Source organism: Streptomyces sp. NPDC004609 (assembly GCF_042873655.1).
Classification (GTDB): domain Bacteria; phylum Actinomycetota; class Actinomycetes; order Streptomycetales; family Streptomycetaceae; genus Streptomyces.
This window is the reverse complement of record NZ_JBIALS010000003.1, coordinates 322,227-337,118: the sequence shown is the minus strand read 5'-3', so window position 1 is coordinate 337,118 and position 14,892 is coordinate 322,227. Positions and strand designations below refer to the sequence as shown.

The following is a 14,892-nucleotide window of genomic DNA, read 5'->3' as shown; positions in this document are numbered from 1 at the left end:
CTGCCCTAACTTTCTGGGCATGAGTTCACAGCCACCTGTGTCACCCACGTCCAGCACGACATCAGCCGGGGCCCGAGCCGGGGCCGAGCAGCACTCGTCCGTGGCCGCGGACGCCGCCGCGGACCGCCGGCGCTGGATCGCCCTCGCCGTCGTGATGACCGCCGCCTTCATGGACCTGGTCGACGTCACCATCGTCAACATCGCGATCCCCAGCATCGAGCGGACGCTGGACGCCTCCTTCGGCTCGATCCAGTGGATCACCGCCGGGTACGCGCTCGCCTTCGCCGCCGGACTCATCACGGGCGGCCGGCTCGGCGACATCTACGGCCGCAAGCGCCTCTTCCTCATCGGCATCACCGGTTTCACGCTCTCCTCCGCGCTCTGCGGGTTCGCCGCGAACCCGGAGATGCTGGTCGCCTCCCGGCTGCTGCAGGGCGCGACCGCCGCGCTGATGGTGCCGCAGGTGCTGGCGATCGTGCACGCCACCTTCCCAGCACACGAACGCGGCAAGGTCTTCGGCCTGTTCGGCGCGATCGTCGGCCTCGGCGCGGTTTCCGGGCCGCTGATCGGCGCGCTGCTGACCCAGTGGAACCTGTTCGGCCTGGAGTGGCGGCCGATCTTCCTGATCAACCTCCCGGTCGGCATCGCCGGTCTGATCCTGGGCCGGAAGTTCATCAGCGAGTCCCGCGCGCCCCAGGCGCTCCGGCTCGACCTGGTCGGTGTCGTCCTGGTCACCACCGCGCTGCTGATGCTGATCTACCCGCTGACCCGCGGCCGTGAGCTGGGGTGGCCGCTGTGGGGTCATCTGTGCATGGCGGGCAGCCTGTTCGTGTTCGCCGCGTTCGTGGCGTACGAGAAGTACAAGGTGCGCAAGGACGGCTCACCGCTCGTCGAACTCTCCCTGTTCCGGGTGAAGTCCTTCGCCGCCGGCATCGGTGTCCAGCTGGTCTTCGGCCTCGCGATCGGGGTGTTCTTCCTGGTCTGGACGCTGTACATGCAGATCGGCCTCGGCTGGAGCCCGCTGCGCGCCGGTCTGACGGGCGTCCCGTTCTCACTGGCGGTGTCGGTGGCGGCCGGCGTCTCCGTACAGAAGCTGGTGCCGCTCTTCGGGCGGAAGGTGCTCCAGGCGGGCGCGCTGACGATGATCGCCGGGCTGCTCCTCTACATCTGGGAGGCCGGGCGGTACGGCACCGGGATCCACCCCTGGCAGATGGCGGCACCGCTGCTGCTGATGGGGGTCGGCATGGGGCTGATCGTCGCCCCGCTCACGGACGCGATCCTGTCGGATGTCCCCCGCGAGCACGCGGGGTCGGCGTCCGGGCTGATCAGCACGGTCCAGCAGGTGGGTACCGCCCTGGGGCTGGCGCTGGTCTCGGTGGTCTTCTTCGGCTCGATCGACGAGGAGCGGCTGGCACCCAGTGGGATGGGGAAGGCGTTCTCGGACGCCTTCCAGAACTCCCTGTGGTGGGTCGTGGCCGTCCTCGCCGTGATCTTCCTGCTGATGTTCGCGCTGCCGGCCCGTCCGAAGCAGCACCTGGAGGGCGCGGCTCCCGAGGAGGAGACCACGTCCGCCCCGGACAAGGAGCCCGCGCTGACGCACTGACGCCCTGAAGGGGGCGGGGGTGCGGGGGCGCCGACTCCGGCGCGCTGCCCCTGTGCGCCCCGCGAGGGAGCGGACGCAGACGGAACACGAGGCCCCGGGATCCGTCCCGGGGCCTCGCGCTGAGCGGGACGGATGCCGGGGCCGTACGCCCCGCCCGTGCCGGCCCGCCCGGTCCGCTTCAGCGGACCCGAGCCCGGAGCTCCATCGCCTCACGTGCCGCGTGTTCCGTCGGATAGACCTCGCACATATGACGTCCGTCCGGCGTCGCGGTGTGCTCAACCTCCCAGAGGCTGACCTCGGCCCCGTCGAGCAGCAGGAACGCGTGCTCGTACATCGTGAAACCCGCGTCCTTGCCCGCCACCCGGCACTGGCGCCCGAAGACCTGGGTGATGTGGTGCGCGAAGGCGCCCTGGAGGAGCAGGGCGGTCTTCTCGCCGGGCCGGTCCTCGTTCTCCGCGCGGCGCAGGACACGGCGGGCGTGGTCGGCGGAGTTGTCCGGGACGTACATCCGGGGGAGCGGAGCCGGGGGCGCCGCCATCAGACTGGCGAGGAGCTCGAAGTCGGAGTCGAGATCGGCCTCCAGATCGGCGGGGCTGAGACCGTCGCGCCCGCAGTCGCCCGCGCGGAACGAGGACAGGGCGCCGCCCGCGTCGGCGAACCCGGGGAATCCGGCGGGCAGTCGGGAGGCGGCGAGACGGACCTCGGACTCGTCGGCGTACACCTCGTGCTGTTCCACCCCGGCGGGGCCGGTGCTGTGCACCAGCTCCCACAGGACGACGGAACTTCCGTCGGCGAGCAGATACGCGTGCCGGTACGTGGCGCGGTCGAAGGCCGCGCTGTGGTGCGAGGAGTGCAGCGAACTCGCGTGCGCCAGCGCCGAGTCGAGTCTCTCGACGGTGGTGTCCGGCAGATCGAAGGAGTTGAGCGCCCGACCCAGGAGTCGCTCGAGGTGCGTCTCGGTTGTCTCATACGGATCGTTCAAGGTGGGTCTCCAGGCCGTCGCCACAAGTAACTCGGTGATTGCTAAAAGTAGCCCCTGGTTCTGACAGTGCGTCCATCGTTCCGAAAAACGTAGGAACTCTTTGTGAAGTTCCCCGCACCCCTCAATGGGCATGTCTTTTATGTCAGTTGATGTCGTACAGCTCACGGTACGAGGGAAACACCCCACCCGGTCCTTTCACCCCCCGGGCCGCCAGAACCGCCTGCACGATCGCCCGTGTCACCACGTCGGCGCCCGCTGCCAGCACATTGTTGAAAGTGAGCGGGTTTTCGGAGTCCATCGGCACGGCGCCCGTGGCCAGCGCAAAGACGGTGTCCCCGTCGTTCAGGAGGTGGACCGGACGCACGGCGCGCGCGATGCCGTCGTGCGCCGTTCCCGCGAGCTTGTGCGCCTGCGCCCGGGTGAGATCGGCGTCCGTCGCCACCACGGCGAGGGTGGTGTTGAGCGGAGGCGGCCCGCCCGCCGCGCGCGCCTCCTCCAGCCGCAGCCGCGCCGCCGCGTGCACGGCCGGAGCGGGGTACTCCGGAGGGCCGGGCGCGTCTCCCGCGCCGAAGTGCAGCCCGTACAGCACCCCCGTCGCCGGATCGAGCACCGAGCCCGCCGCGTTCGCCACGACGAGGGCGGCGACGGTGACATCCGCGCCGTCGGCGCCCGCCCCCTCCAGCACCGTGCTCGCCGTGCCGACGCCGCCCTTGAGGCCGCCGACGACGGCGCCCGTCCCCGCACCGACATCACCGGACTCGACCGGAGCACCCGGCTCCGTGCGGGCCGCCGCCTCCACGGCCGCCCGTCCGGTCGCGGCGTCGGGGCGGGCCGTCCAGTCGCCGCCCCGCCCGAGGTCGAAGACACAGGCCGCGGGCACCACCGGCACCACGTGTCCGGGCGCCACGGGGACTCCGCGTCCTTGCTCCTCCAGCCAGGCCATCACTCCGCTCGCGGAGTCGAGCCCGAACGCGCTGCCGCCCGTCAGGACGACCGCTTCGATCCGCTGCACCAGGTTGCGGGGATCGAGCGCGTCGGTCTCCCGGGTGCCGGGACCACCGCCCCGTACGTCCACGGCGGCGACCGCACCGCCCTTCGGCGCGAGGACGACGGTGGTGCCGCTGAGCGCGCGGTCACCCGCCACACGCGCGTGGCCGACGCGCAGCCCGGCCACATCCGTCAGGGCGTCGTTCCTCGTCGCCATGTCCCTCGTGTTCCTCATGTCTTCTGCGTATCACGCGGATCGTCCGCACGGCTGTTCGCCGGGCGTGCGCCGATCCGGTTTCCGCGGATCGTATGGGCGTGTGGTTAAGCGGGGCGTATGGATCAGCCGGTTCCGTACGGAGTCGGGCCGCGGTGTTGTCGGCGTCCGGGGTCGTGGGGAACTGGGTCGCCTGGGCTGTCGGCTGTCGGCTGTCGGCTGTCGGTCGTCGGGTCGGCAGGGTGCCGGGAGCAGTGCTGTCGGCATCCGGGTTCCTGGTGAACCGGTCGCCTTGGCCGTCCGCCCTCGCGGCCGGCGGGGAGCCGGGGTGCCTGGATCGCCGGCCGTCGGGCCGGTGGGAGCATCGCTGCCGGCTCCCGGGGCGGGTGGGCCGTCGGGGAGCCGGCAGCGGGGCCGGGCAGGGCCTCGCGGAACCGGCGCCCGGTCGGTACGGCGGCGCGCTGCCGCCCCTGGAGGCGAGGAGCGGCGCCCGGGCGAGGCGGGGTGGCCGGGCGGGCCGTCCGCCCCCGCCGTCCGTGGGGACGCGGCTCGCTCCGGGCCGCCCTTCCCGCCGTACCCTGGAGGTATGAGCACCGCCCCCGCCCCTGGCCCGCGTGATGCGGAGCGTCCCCGGCAGCAGACACCGAAGCCGGGCATCGACTTCGACGATCCGCTGGACCGGCAGTCCTCGGACGATACGGACCGCGGGTGGGGTGAGCGGGCTCCGGCGAGCGGTGACAGCGCGGACGACCTGGCGCGATTCCTCGACGAGAAGCCGCCCCACCACATCTGAGCCCGCCTCCCGGCCAGTGCCTTCGAGGCGCGGGCGCGCAGGACCCGGCGCCCCGACAGCCCGGCCTCGCCCGCGTCGAGGGACGCCCGGAGACGGCCCGCTGTTTCAGGTGGCAGCGCGGACGACTGACAGGGCGGACGACTCCGTCAGACGCCGCCGGACCCCGGGCCCGAGCCCGCCGGGCCCTGCCCTGATCCAGGACCCGTGCCCGTGCCCCGGGCGGACTGGGCGATGAGCGTGTCGCGGATCTCCTTCAGAACCTCCAGCTCCGACAGCTCGACGACCTCCTTCGTGCCTTCCTTTGCCGCGTCCCGGGCCGCCTTGCGCGCCAGGTACCTGGCCATCGGCAGCACCATCAGGAAGTAGACGACGGCCGCGGTGATCAGGAAGCTGAGCGTGGCGCCCAGGACCGAACCCCAGAGGATCCTGATGCCTTGGACCTCGCCGTTGACCACCTCGCAGGTGCCCTTGAGGCAGGAGCTGTACGAGTCGAGGTTCTTGGTGCCGAACGCGCCCACCAGGGGGTTGACGACGCCCTTCACCACAGCGTTCACAATCTGGGTGAACGCCGCTCCGATGACGACGGCGACCGCGAGGTCGATCACGTTGCCGCGCATCAGGAAGGCCTTGAAGCCCTCCAGGAGACTGACTTTCTTCTCCGTCACCACTGAGCCTTTCTTTGCGTGTGCAGGACGCGGGGTCAAACCTTCCGCAACTTACGTCACGGTGGTGTCGGGCTGTCCACTCCGTACCCGCGAACTGATGACCAGGCGGTACGTCCGTGCGATCCGGCGACGGCGGCAGGCTCAGCACAGGGTCACCGCCAGCCTGGACGAGGCGCCCGCGCCGGCGAGTGCGGCAGCGGTGGCGCGGGGGACGGAGAGCACCACCAGCGCGCCGGTTTCTCCAGTGGGGTCACGGAAGCGCGGCACCCCGGTCACCCGGGCACCCTGGGCGACCACCCTGGCCTCCGGCTCCGCCCCCGTCGCCGGGCCGGCCGAGAGGCCCGGCGACGCGATCACATCCACGCGGTCCCCCGGCCGCAACAGCCTCACCGTCGCCGCGTCCGCGATTCGCACGGGAGCGGACACCAACTCGGCGGCGGGCCGGGACCTGCTGCCGGAGCGGACCCCCTCCACGGGCCGGGCCTCGGCGGGCCGGGATCCCTCGGCGGGGCGGGCTCCGGCAGCGGTGGTGGATCCGGCAGCGGGGCGGGGCGCGCCCTGAGGAGCCGCGACCGCCGGGCCGCCGTCCGGCCCGTGGGCACCGCGCGCACCCGCGGCGGCCAGGGTCGCCGCCGCGAGCGCGAGCCCTGCGGCCACCGCTCGCCGTCGCCGCAGCAGCGCCCGCCGCAGTCGACGCGCCCCGCCGCTCACCCGCAGTGGGTCGAACGGCGGCACACCCCGGAGGTCGGGTACGGGTGCGACCGGAAGAAACGAGCCCCTGGACGAACCACCGGACGAACAACCGCCCGGGCCCGCGCCCGTATCCAGCGGCGAACCTCCGGACGTACCCCCGGACGGACCGTCACCCGGGCCCGCGCCCGTACCCCGCGACGACCCGACGGACGAACCACCGGACGGACCGTCAGCCGTGCCCCGGGAGGGGCCCGCGCACACGGCCCCGGGCGAACCGCCGCCGGAGCCCCTGGCGGAAGCGCCCGGGCCGGAGGCGCCACCCGGGGCGGAGCGAGAGCGGGGCGTCGGGCGGGGCCCGGAAGGCGAAGGAGCAGAAGGCGAAGGAACGGCAGGCGAAGGAACAGAAGGCGAAGGAAGAGAAGGCGAGGGAAGAGAAGGCGAGGGAAGAGAAGGCGAAGGAAGACAAGGCGAGGGAACGGGAGGAAGGGTCATGGTCACGCACCACCAGATGGAGAGGAGCCGACGCGGTCATCACCGACCGCTCGCCCCTCACGATCCACCGATCCCCGCAGTCCCGCCGGAGCCTGTGGACACCCGCCCCGCTGGGGAAAACGTCCTCACCCGAACGATGTCCTTCGCCCTCCACCTCAGCCCACCTACCGCCCCTCAAGCCACCCACCCCCACCTCACGTCATCTCATGGCAGCTCGAACCCCAGCTGCCATCCGTCGTGCGCGTCCGTGCAGAGACAGTCCCGCTCCCCGTTCACGGGCAGCGCCCCCACCGCGTCGAAGAGCACCGCCCGCAGGTGCTCCACCTTCTCGCCGAAGACACGCATGACCTCCTGGTGCGAGACGCCGTCCCCGGTCTCCGCGCCCGCGTCGAGATCGGTCACCAGGGCCAGCGACGTGTAGCACAGCTCCAGTTCACGGGCGAGAACAGCCTCCGGGTGCCCGGTCATGCCCACGATCGCCCAGCCCGCCGACGCGAACCACCGGGACTCGGCCCGGGTGGAGAAGCGCGGTCCTTCTATGACCACGAGCGTTCCGCCGTCCACCGGCTCCCACGCCCGTCCGCGCGCCGCCTTCAGCGCGACGGCACGACCCGCGGGGCAGTAGGGATCGGCGAGGGAGGTGTGCACAACATTCGGAACGACGCCGTCCGCACGGGCGACGCCGTCGAAGTACGTCTCCGCCCTCGCTTTTGTACGGTCTACGAGCTGATCCGGTACGACCAGGGTCCCCGGGCCGTACTCGGGACGCAGTCCGCCCACCGCGCACGGCGCCAGCACCTGCCGTACGCCGACGGAGCGCAGGGCCCAGAGGTTGGCGCGGTAGTTGATGCGGTGCGGTGGGATGCGGTGGTCGCGTCCGTGCCGGGGGAGGAACGCGACCTTCCGGCCCGCCACCTCACCGAGGAACAGGGAGTCGCTCGGGCTGCCGTAGGGGGTGTCCACCGGGATCTCGGTCACGTCCTCCAGGAAGGAGTAGAGACCCGAGCCGCCGATCACGCCGATTTCAGCGTTCGTGTTCGCCATGGCGGTCACACTATCGACGCGCCCACCCGCCGAAAACGCCGCAGACCGCGGGACGCCGCCCGGATCCCGGCCCTCCGCGCTCCTCCGCCCACCTCCACGGCGAAGCCCGTCCCACCTCCACGGCGCAGCCGGCCGACGCACGGCCCCGCACCATGAAACCCCCACACCTCAGGGGAAACCATGAGCCTCCACGAGAATGAGCCTCCACGAGACGCCCGTGCGGCTTCGGTGGGATGCCCCCGCGGATGCCCCGCACATACACGCCACACGCCCGGGACCCCGCCGTACACAACGGCGGGGTCCCGGGCAAAGACGTTCGGTTGTGCGGAAGGCGAGAAGCCTGGCGGCGCCTTCGGCCGTCCCCGGAATCTCCTGGCGGACTCTCGTCCGAGGGGCCTCGGCTTGTCCGGGGGCTTCGGCTCGTCCGAGGGGCCGCGGAAGAAACGTCCCGGAGGCGCCTCGAAGGGTCCTCAGGCGGCCGAGCTGCTGCTGGAGCCGGCCGTCGACGACGACGCCGAGGAGGACGACCCGGCGGAGGCGGGAGCGGAGGAGGACGAGGACGACGTCGAGGTCTTCGTGTCGGACGACGTCCCGGACGACTTCTCCGTCGCCTTCTCCGAGGACTTCGCCCCGGCAGCCGCGGGCGCGCTGCTCGACGAGGAGCCCCGGCTGTCATTCCGGTAGAAGCCCGAGCCCTTGAAGACGATGCCGACTGCTGAGAACACCTTCTTGAGGCGTCCCTCGCACTGCGGGCACACGGTCAGGGCATCGTCGGTGAACTTCTGCACCGCCTCAAGGCCCTCGCCGCATTCGGTGCACTGGTACTGGTAGGTCGGCACTGGCTCTTCCTCCTGGCACTCTCACTCAATGAGTGCTAACGACGGTCCATAGTGACGTATTCCTGCGGATCAGTCCACCGTCACCCGCGGGCGGTGATCCATCCCACTCACCCCACGTGCGGCGACGTGCCCGGACGCCCGCGGAGTGAGCCGTGACCGCAGCGCCACCAGAGTGATCATGGCCAGTACGGTCCCCACCAGAGGTACCAGGAAGCCGGCCCGTGCGCCGTAGGCGTCCGCGAGCTGACCCGCGACCGTGACGGCGGCCGCCTGGCCGAGGGCCACCGCGCCCGTCAGCCAGGTGAAGGACTCCGTACGGGCCGAGGCCGGCACCAAGGCATCGACCAGGGTGTAACCGCTGATCAGAGGGGGTGCGATGCAGAGCCCCGCGAGCAGTCCGAGTACGGCGAGCAGGGCGAGGGAGTGCGCCGACCACAGCAGGGAGGCTGTCAGCGTCAGCCCGGCGTAACCGATCACCATCCGCCGCCGGGGGCCGCTTTTCCAGGCGATCGCGCCGCAGGCGACACCGGCGAGCATGTTGCCCGCCGCGAAGACCCCGTACAGCAGTCCATTGGCGCCCGGATTGCCGATCTCCTCGCTGAAGGCGGTCAGGGAGACCTGCATTCCGCCGAAGACCGAGCCGATGCCGAGGAAGGCGACCACCAGGACGCGCACACCCGGCACGGAGAGCGCGGAGACACGGGTTCCGGTTCCGGCTGCGGCGGCGCGTACGGCCCTCGGCTGCGTACGGCGCTGGGCCGCGAAGAGCAGTCCGCCGGCCAGGGTGAGTCCGGCCTCGGCGATCAGTCCGGCGGCGGGGTGGACTCCGGTGCAGAGCGCGGTCGCGAGGACCGGTCCGACGACGAAGGTCAGCTCGTCCGTGACGGACTCGAAGGCCGCCGCGGTCGACATCAGGGGTGATCCGTCCAGCTTCGCCGCCCACCGGGCCCGCACCATGGGACCGATCTGGGGTACGGACGCTCCCGTCGGCACGGCGGCCGCGAACAGCACCCACAGCGGGGCGTCCGCCAGCGCGAGCGCCGTCAGGGCCGATACGGAGGCCGCGTGCACGATCACGCCCGGCAGTAGTACGGCGTGCTGCCCGAAGCGGTCCGCGAGCTTGCCGCCCTGCGGGGCGAACAGGGCCATGGAGACACCGGTGACGGCGGCGACCGCGCCGGCCCTGCCGTACGAGCCGGTGGTGTCCTGGACGAGCAGGACGATGCCGATGGTCAGCATCGCGAACGGCTGCCGTGCGGCGAAGCCGGGGAGCAGGAACGTCCAGGCGCCGGGGGTACGCAGCAGCTGCCCGTATCCGGGACGGCGTCCGGCCCCCCTGCCGGTGTCGTCGGTGACCGCGGAAGCCACGGTCCGTGCCTTTCTGCCGCCTGGTGGCGCTCCCTTTGATGCGCGGGAGCGGCCGAGAGCTGTCCTCTTGTGCGGGACTGCGGTAGATACCGGGGTCCGCTGACAGGGACTCCGCGGCCGCCATACGGTCGCGCCAGCTCTGCGTCAGGCAGAGGTGGTCGATCAGGTCTGGGCCCATGGTAACCGGTGGGACCGGCTGCCTCCGTGGTGAATACACCCGGTCCGGCCGCACCCTTCGACCCGGAACCCCGGAACCCCGGAAGCCGGAACCCGCACCCCCTCGTCCCCGGCGCACCCCGATCCGGCACCCGGCCCCGACCCGGCACCCTGTACGGCCCCCGCCCGCCGTCCGGGCCACCCGCGGCCCGGCCCGTCCCCCGACCGCACTCTCTAATGCCCGGCCGTCCCCAGCCACCCCGCCAGCTTGCCGCCCTCCCCCACGGCCAGCAGCCGCCGTTCGGCCGCGTCCCGTACCGGGTCCGTCGCGACCACCAGCAGCTCGTCCCCGCGCCGCAGCACCGTCGTCGGAAGGGGGACGAAGCTCTTCCCCTCCCGTACGACCAGGGTGACCGCCGCCCCCGCCGGAAGCCGCAGCTCCGCGACCTCCACACCGTGCATCCGGGACTCCTGCGGGATCGCGACCGACAGCAGGTGGCCGCGCAGCCGCTCCAGGGGCGCCGACTCGATGCCCAGATCGGAGGGGGCGCCCGGGCCGAGTTTCAGGGCCTTCGCCAGCCAGGGCAGGGTCGGCCCCTGCACCAGCGTGTAGACGACGACCAGTACGAACACGATGTTGAAGATCCTGGCGCTGCCCTCGACCCCGCCCACCATCGGAATGGTGGCGAGAATGATGGGCACGGCGCCGCGCAGCCCCGCCCAGGAGAGCAGGATCTGCTCCCGTACCGGAATCCTGAAAGGCAGCAGGCTGACGAACACCTCCAGCGGGCGGGCCACCACCGTCAGGATCAGTCCGACGACCAGTGCGGGCAGGATGTCGTCGCCCAGCTCGTGTGGGGTCACCAGCAGGCCGAGCAGCACGAACATGCCGATCTGGGCGAGCCAGCCGAGACCCTCGGCGAAGCCCCGGTTGGCGGGGGCGTGCGGCAGCTTGGAGTTCCCGAGGACCATCGAGGCCAGATAGACGGCGAGGAATCCGCTGCCGTGGGCCATGGCGCCGGCCGCGTACGCCACCACCGCGATGGCCATCACGGCGATGGGGTACAGACCGGAGGCGGGCAGGGCGACGTGCCGCAGCCCGAAGGCGCCGAGGAAGCCCGCGGCCAGACCGATGCTCGCGCCGATCGTCAGCTCCAGAGCTATTTTCCCGACCAGCACATACCAGTCGTCGACCGGGCCGGCCGTCGAGAACGCCACGACGAGAATGACCACCGGAGCGTCGTTGAAGCCCGATTCGGCCTCCAGCACACCGGTCAGCCGCGACGGCAGCGGCACTTTGCGCAGTACGGAGAAGACCGCGGCCGCGTCCGTCGAGGAGACCACCGCGCCGATGATGAGCGCCTGGCGCCACTCCAGACCCACCAGATAGTGCGCGGCCGCCGCCGTCACTCCCACGCTCACCGCGACGCCGACGGTCGACAGCACGATCGCGGCGGGCAACGCGGGTTTGATCTCCTGCCATTTGGTGCCCAGGCCGCCCTCGGCAAGAATCACCACAAGTGCGGCATAGCCGATCACCTGGGTCAATTCTGCGTCGTTGAACGTGACGTCGAAGATGCCGTCCTGCCCTATGGCGATCCCGATGCCGAGATACAGGAGCAGGCTGGGAAGTCCGCTGCGGGACGAGATGCGCACCGCCGCGACGGCGATCAGCAGCACCAGCGAACAGATGAGCAGGAGTGCGTTGAGCTCGTGGACAGTCAGTGGCCGATCCTTCCCCTGGCGCCTCTACGTGCCGGATCGTGAATCCGGGCGGCGACACTTCGTTACCTTACCTAATCTTTAACGTTTTCTTGACGCGGGGATCTCGTCTCGAAGGGCAGCGCGCCCGTCGCTCTGCGAATGCTGTGCCGACAGCGCTCGATGGGCGTGCTTTCGGATACCGCGTCAGGGGTGACAGGGTGCTGCGCCTATGGTTGCTCCAGCACCCCAGGACCAGACTGCGCCTCGAAGGACAGCGATGCCCTCCAACACAACCGCCTCTTCCCCCGAGAAGAAGAAGGGGCGACGCGCCCGCCTGCTCGTGATCGTTTTGGTGCTGGCAGTCCTCGCGGGCGCCGGGTACGGCGGGTACTGGGGCGTGAGTACGGTTCGCGCCTCCTTTCCGCAGACCACCGGGACGATCGAGATCGAGGGGCTGCGCGGCGAGGTCGAGGTCAAGCGGGACGACTACGGCATTCCGCAGATCTACGCGGACAACGACGAAGACCTCTTCAGGGCACAGGGGTTCGTCCAGGCGCAGGACCGCTTCTGGGAGATGGACGTACGCCGTCATATGACGGCGGGCAGGCTCTCCGAGATGTTCGGCTCCGGGCAGGTCGAGACGGACGCCTTCCTCCGTACGCTCGGCTGGCGCCGGGTCGCGCAGGAGGAGTACGACAAGAAGCTGACGCCCGAGACGAAGAAGTACCTCCAGGCGTACGCGGACGGGGTGAACGCCTATCTGGAGGGCAAGGAGGGCAAGGAGCTCTCCGTCGAGTACGCGGCGCTCGCCTTCAGCAACGACTACAAGCCGGAGCCCTGGAGCCCGGTGGACTCGGTCGCCTGGCTCAAGGCGATGGCGTGGGACCTGCGTGGCAACATGCAGGAGGAGATCGACCGCTCGCTGCTGACCAGCAGGCTGACCGAGAAACAGATCAAGGAGCTGTACCCGCCGTATCCGTACGACCGGAACGAACCGATCGTCGGGGGCGGTGCCGTCGACGAGGCGACCGGTGAGTTCGACCCGAACGCCGAACCCTCCTCGGACGGCGACAACGGCGACGGCAACGGAAGCGGCGGCGGTGGCGACGGCACCGGCAGCGGCCTCGACGGATCGGGCGCGGGATCCGGGTCGGGATCGGGTGCGGGGTCCGGGTCGGGGAGCGGTTCAGGAACCGGAACCTCCGATGGCGGAACCACCCCCTCCGAGGCCGCCGACGGCCTGAACTCCCAGCTCGGTGCCCTCTCCGAGACCCTCGACAGCATTCCCGCCCTGCTCGGCCCGAACGGAAGCGGCCTCGGCTCGAACTCCTGGGTCGTCTCCGGCAAGTACACGACCACCGAGAAGCCCCTGCTGGCCAACGATCCGCATCTCGCCCCGCAGCTGCCCTCGCTCTGGTACCAGATGGGTCTGCACTGCCGTACGGTCTCGGCCGGCTGCACCTTCGACACCGCCGGCTACACCTTCGCCGGTATGCCGGGTGTGATCATCGGTCACAACCAGGACATCGCCTGGGGCTTCACCAACCTGGGCGCGGACGTCACCGACCTCTATCTCGAAAAGATCTCCGGCAACACCTACGAGACGGGCGGCGAGGACCGGGAGCTGGAGACCCGCAAGGAGGTCATCAAGGTCGCGGGCGGCGACGACAAGACGATCACCGTGCGCTCGACCGACCACGGCCCACTGGTCTCCGACCGCAGTACCGAACTGGAGAAGGTCGGCCAGAAGGCCCCGGTCTCCAACTCCGCCCCGGACCGTGCCACCGGCTACGGCGTCGCCCTCCAGTGGACCGCGCTGACCCCCGGCAACTCGATGGACGCCGTGTTCGGGCTGAACCGCGCGAAGGACTTCGACTCCTTCCGCAAGGCGGCCAGGAACTTCGACGTCCCCTCCCAGAACCTCGTCTACGCCGACACCAAGGGCAATATCGGCTACCAGGCCCCCGGCCGGGTCCCGATCCGCGCCAAGGGCGACGGCTCGGTCCCCGCGCCCGGCTGGGACCCGAAGTACAAGTGGAAGAGCGACATCCCGTTCGAGGAGATGCCGTACGAGTACAACCCGAAGCGCGGCTACATCGTCACCGCCAACCAGGCGGTCATCGACGACAAGTACAAGTACCTGCTGACCTCGGACTTCGGATACGGCGCCCGCAGCCAGCGCATCAACGATCTCATCGGGCAGAAGATCGAGGACGGCGGGAAGATCTCCACCGAGGACATGCGCACCATGCAGATGGACAACTTCAGCGAGATCGCCAAGAAGCTGACGCCTCTTCTGCTGAAGATCGATGTCTCGGACCCGTACGTCCGCGAGGCGCAGAAGCTGCTGGAGGGCTGGAGCTACGGCCAGGAGGCGGACTCGGCCGCCGCCGCCTACTTCAACAGCGTCTGGCGGAACATCCTCAAGCTCGCCTTCGGCAACAAGATGCCCAAGGAGCTGCGGGTCGAGGGCGAGTGCCTCAGCGTCCGCCCGGCGGACAGCACGGCCCCCGACGACCAGCTCAGTGAGCGGATCATCGAGTGCGGCATGCGTGACGCGGACTCGGCGCAGCCGGACGGCGGCGACCGCTGGTTCGAGGTCGTACGCGGCATCCTGGACGACGAGGACAACCCGTGGTGGCATACGCCGGCCAGCCGCACGGACTCCGCCACGACCACGCGTGACCAGCTGTTCGCGCGGGCGATGGAGGACGCCCGCTGGGAGCTGACGGCGGAGCTGGGCAAGGACGTCTCCAGCTGGAGCTGGGGACGGCTCCACCAGCTGACGCTGCGGAACCAGACGCTCGGCACCGAGGGCCCCGGCGTGCTGAAGTACATGCTCAACCGCGGCCCGTGGAATCTGGGCGGCGGCGAGGCCACGGTCAACGCCACCGGCTGGAACGCGGCGGCGGGGTACGAGGTCGTCTGGGTGCCGTCGATGCGGATGGTCGTCAACGTCGGTGACTGGGACCGCTCCCGCTGGATCAATCTGACCGGGGCGTCGGGGCACGCGTACAGCGCGCACTACACCGATCAGACGGACAAATGGGCCAACGGTGAACTGCTCGAATGGTCCTTCAGTAATGAGGCCGTCGAGGCGAACACCGTCGACACGCTGACCCTCACCCCGCCGTAGGGCCGCGCCCCGCCCGCTCGGGGCGGCCGGCCCGGGGTGTGAGCCGCGGCCCCGGGATCCGGCCCGCGCGCTCGGGCCGGCCCGGGTCAGGCGGGCGGCGGCGGACACGCCCTCGTATCTGCGCAGCCACCACGCATGAGCACCGCCACGACCCAGGGGCACGGGCACGCCGGCGGCACGGCCACGGCTCCGGTCACGGCACCGGCTTCGGTCCGG

At 70.8% G+C, this 14,892-nt stretch carries 11 protein-coding genes; 3 read left to right on the top strand and 8 right to left on the bottom strand.

What is annotated here, in order from left to right; translation table 11 throughout:
• The first annotated feature begins 19 nt into the window (after positions 1 to 19).
• Entirely contained in the window at positions 20 to 1,603 is a 1,584-nt protein-coding gene (locus ACFYT4_RS04735; RefSeq protein WP_389265248.1) for an MFS transporter, read from the top strand.
• A 178-nt stretch (positions 1,604 to 1,781) separates the two neighbouring features.
• Here ACFYT4_RS04735 and ACFYT4_RS04730 read toward each other — a convergent pair whose 3' ends face one another.
• Positions 1,782 to 2,585, bottom strand: a complete 804-nt coding sequence (locus ACFYT4_RS04730) for a DUF6227 family protein (RefSeq protein ID WP_389265247.1) — start codon at positions 2,583 to 2,585, stop codon at positions 1,782 to 1,784.
• Positions 2,586 to 2,727: 142 nt separating this feature from the next.
• Positions 2,728 to 3,807: a P1 family peptidase gene (locus ACFYT4_RS04725; protein ID WP_389265245.1), complete on the bottom strand. Its 1,080-nt coding sequence runs from the start codon at positions 3,805 to 3,807 to the stop codon at positions 2,728 to 2,730.
• Positions 3,808 to 4,372: 565 nt separating this feature from the next.
• On the opposite strand from ACFYT4_RS04725, the gene ACFYT4_RS04720 reads away from it, so the two are divergent.
• Complete coding sequence (locus tag ACFYT4_RS04720; RefSeq protein WP_389265244.1) at positions 4,373 to 4,579, top strand: hypothetical protein; 207 nt, start codon at positions 4,373 to 4,375, stop codon at positions 4,577 to 4,579.
• Positions 4,580 to 4,725: 146 nt separating this feature from the next.
• Here ACFYT4_RS04720 and ACFYT4_RS04715 read toward each other — a convergent pair whose 3' ends face one another.
• From ACFYT4_RS04715 to ACFYT4_RS04690, 6 genes are all read right to left on the bottom strand, one after another.
• Positions 4,726 to 5,244, bottom strand: coding sequence for an MscL family protein (locus ACFYT4_RS04715; protein WP_389265242.1), 519 nt, complete (start codon positions 5,242 to 5,244; stop codon positions 4,726 to 4,728).
• Between the two features lie 141 nt (positions 5,245 to 5,385).
• Complete coding sequence (locus ACFYT4_RS04710) at positions 5,386 to 5,979, bottom strand: RcpC/CpaB family pilus assembly protein (RefSeq protein WP_389265241.1); 594 nt, start codon at positions 5,977 to 5,979, stop codon at positions 5,386 to 5,388.
• Between the two features lie 654 nt (positions 5,980 to 6,633).
• The gene (locus tag ACFYT4_RS04705; protein WP_389265239.1) at positions 6,634 to 7,473 is read right to left on the bottom strand and encodes an S-methyl-5'-thioadenosine phosphorylase; all 840 of its coding nucleotides are present in this window, start codon (positions 7,471 to 7,473) and stop codon (positions 6,634 to 6,636) included.
• A gap of 470 nt (positions 7,474 to 7,943) precedes the next feature.
• Complete coding sequence (locus ACFYT4_RS04700; RefSeq protein WP_389265237.1) at positions 7,944 to 8,312, bottom strand: FmdB family zinc ribbon protein; 369 nt, start codon at positions 8,310 to 8,312, stop codon at positions 7,944 to 7,946.
• 69 nt (positions 8,313 to 8,381) lie between these two features.
• Positions 8,382 to 9,680: an MFS transporter gene (locus tag ACFYT4_RS04695; protein WP_389265236.1), complete on the bottom strand. Its 1,299-nt coding sequence runs from the start codon at positions 9,678 to 9,680 to the stop codon at positions 8,382 to 8,384.
• Between the two features lie 390 nt (positions 9,681 to 10,070).
• Positions 10,071 to 11,516 carry a potassium/proton antiporter gene (locus ACFYT4_RS04690; protein ID WP_389265234.1) on the bottom strand — a complete coding sequence of 482 codons (1,446 nt, stop codon included), beginning with the start codon at positions 11,514 to 11,516 and terminating at the stop codon, positions 10,071 to 10,073.
• 301 nt (positions 11,517 to 11,817) lie between these two features.
• On the opposite strand from ACFYT4_RS04690, the gene ACFYT4_RS04685 reads away from it, so the two are divergent.
• Entirely contained in the window at positions 11,818 to 14,676 is a 2,859-nt protein-coding gene (locus ACFYT4_RS04685; protein ID WP_389265232.1) for a penicillin acylase family protein, read from the top strand.
• Positions 14,677 to 14,892 lie beyond the last annotated feature (216 nt).

What these genes read in the sequence shown, in the direction of transcription:
- ACFYT4_RS04725 (WP_389265245.1), bottom strand. Translation starts at nt 3,807, where the DNA reads ATGAGGAACACGAGGGACATGGCGACGAGGAACGACGCCCTGACGGAT.
- ACFYT4_RS04735 (WP_389265248.1), top strand. Translation starts at nt 20, where the DNA reads ATGAGTTCACAGCCACCTGTGTCACCCACGTCCAGCACGACATCAGCC.
- ACFYT4_RS04720 (WP_389265244.1), top strand. Translation starts at nt 4,373, where the DNA reads ATGAGCACCGCCCCCGCCCCTGGCCCGCGTGATGCGGAGCGTCCCCGG.
- ACFYT4_RS04685 (WP_389265232.1), top strand. Translation starts at nt 11,818, where the DNA reads ATGCCCTCCAACACAACCGCCTCTTCCCCCGAGAAGAAGAAGGGGCGA.
- ACFYT4_RS04705 (WP_389265239.1), bottom strand. Translation starts at nt 7,473, where the DNA reads ATGGCGAACACGAACGCTGAAATCGGCGTGATCGGCGGCTCGGGTCTC.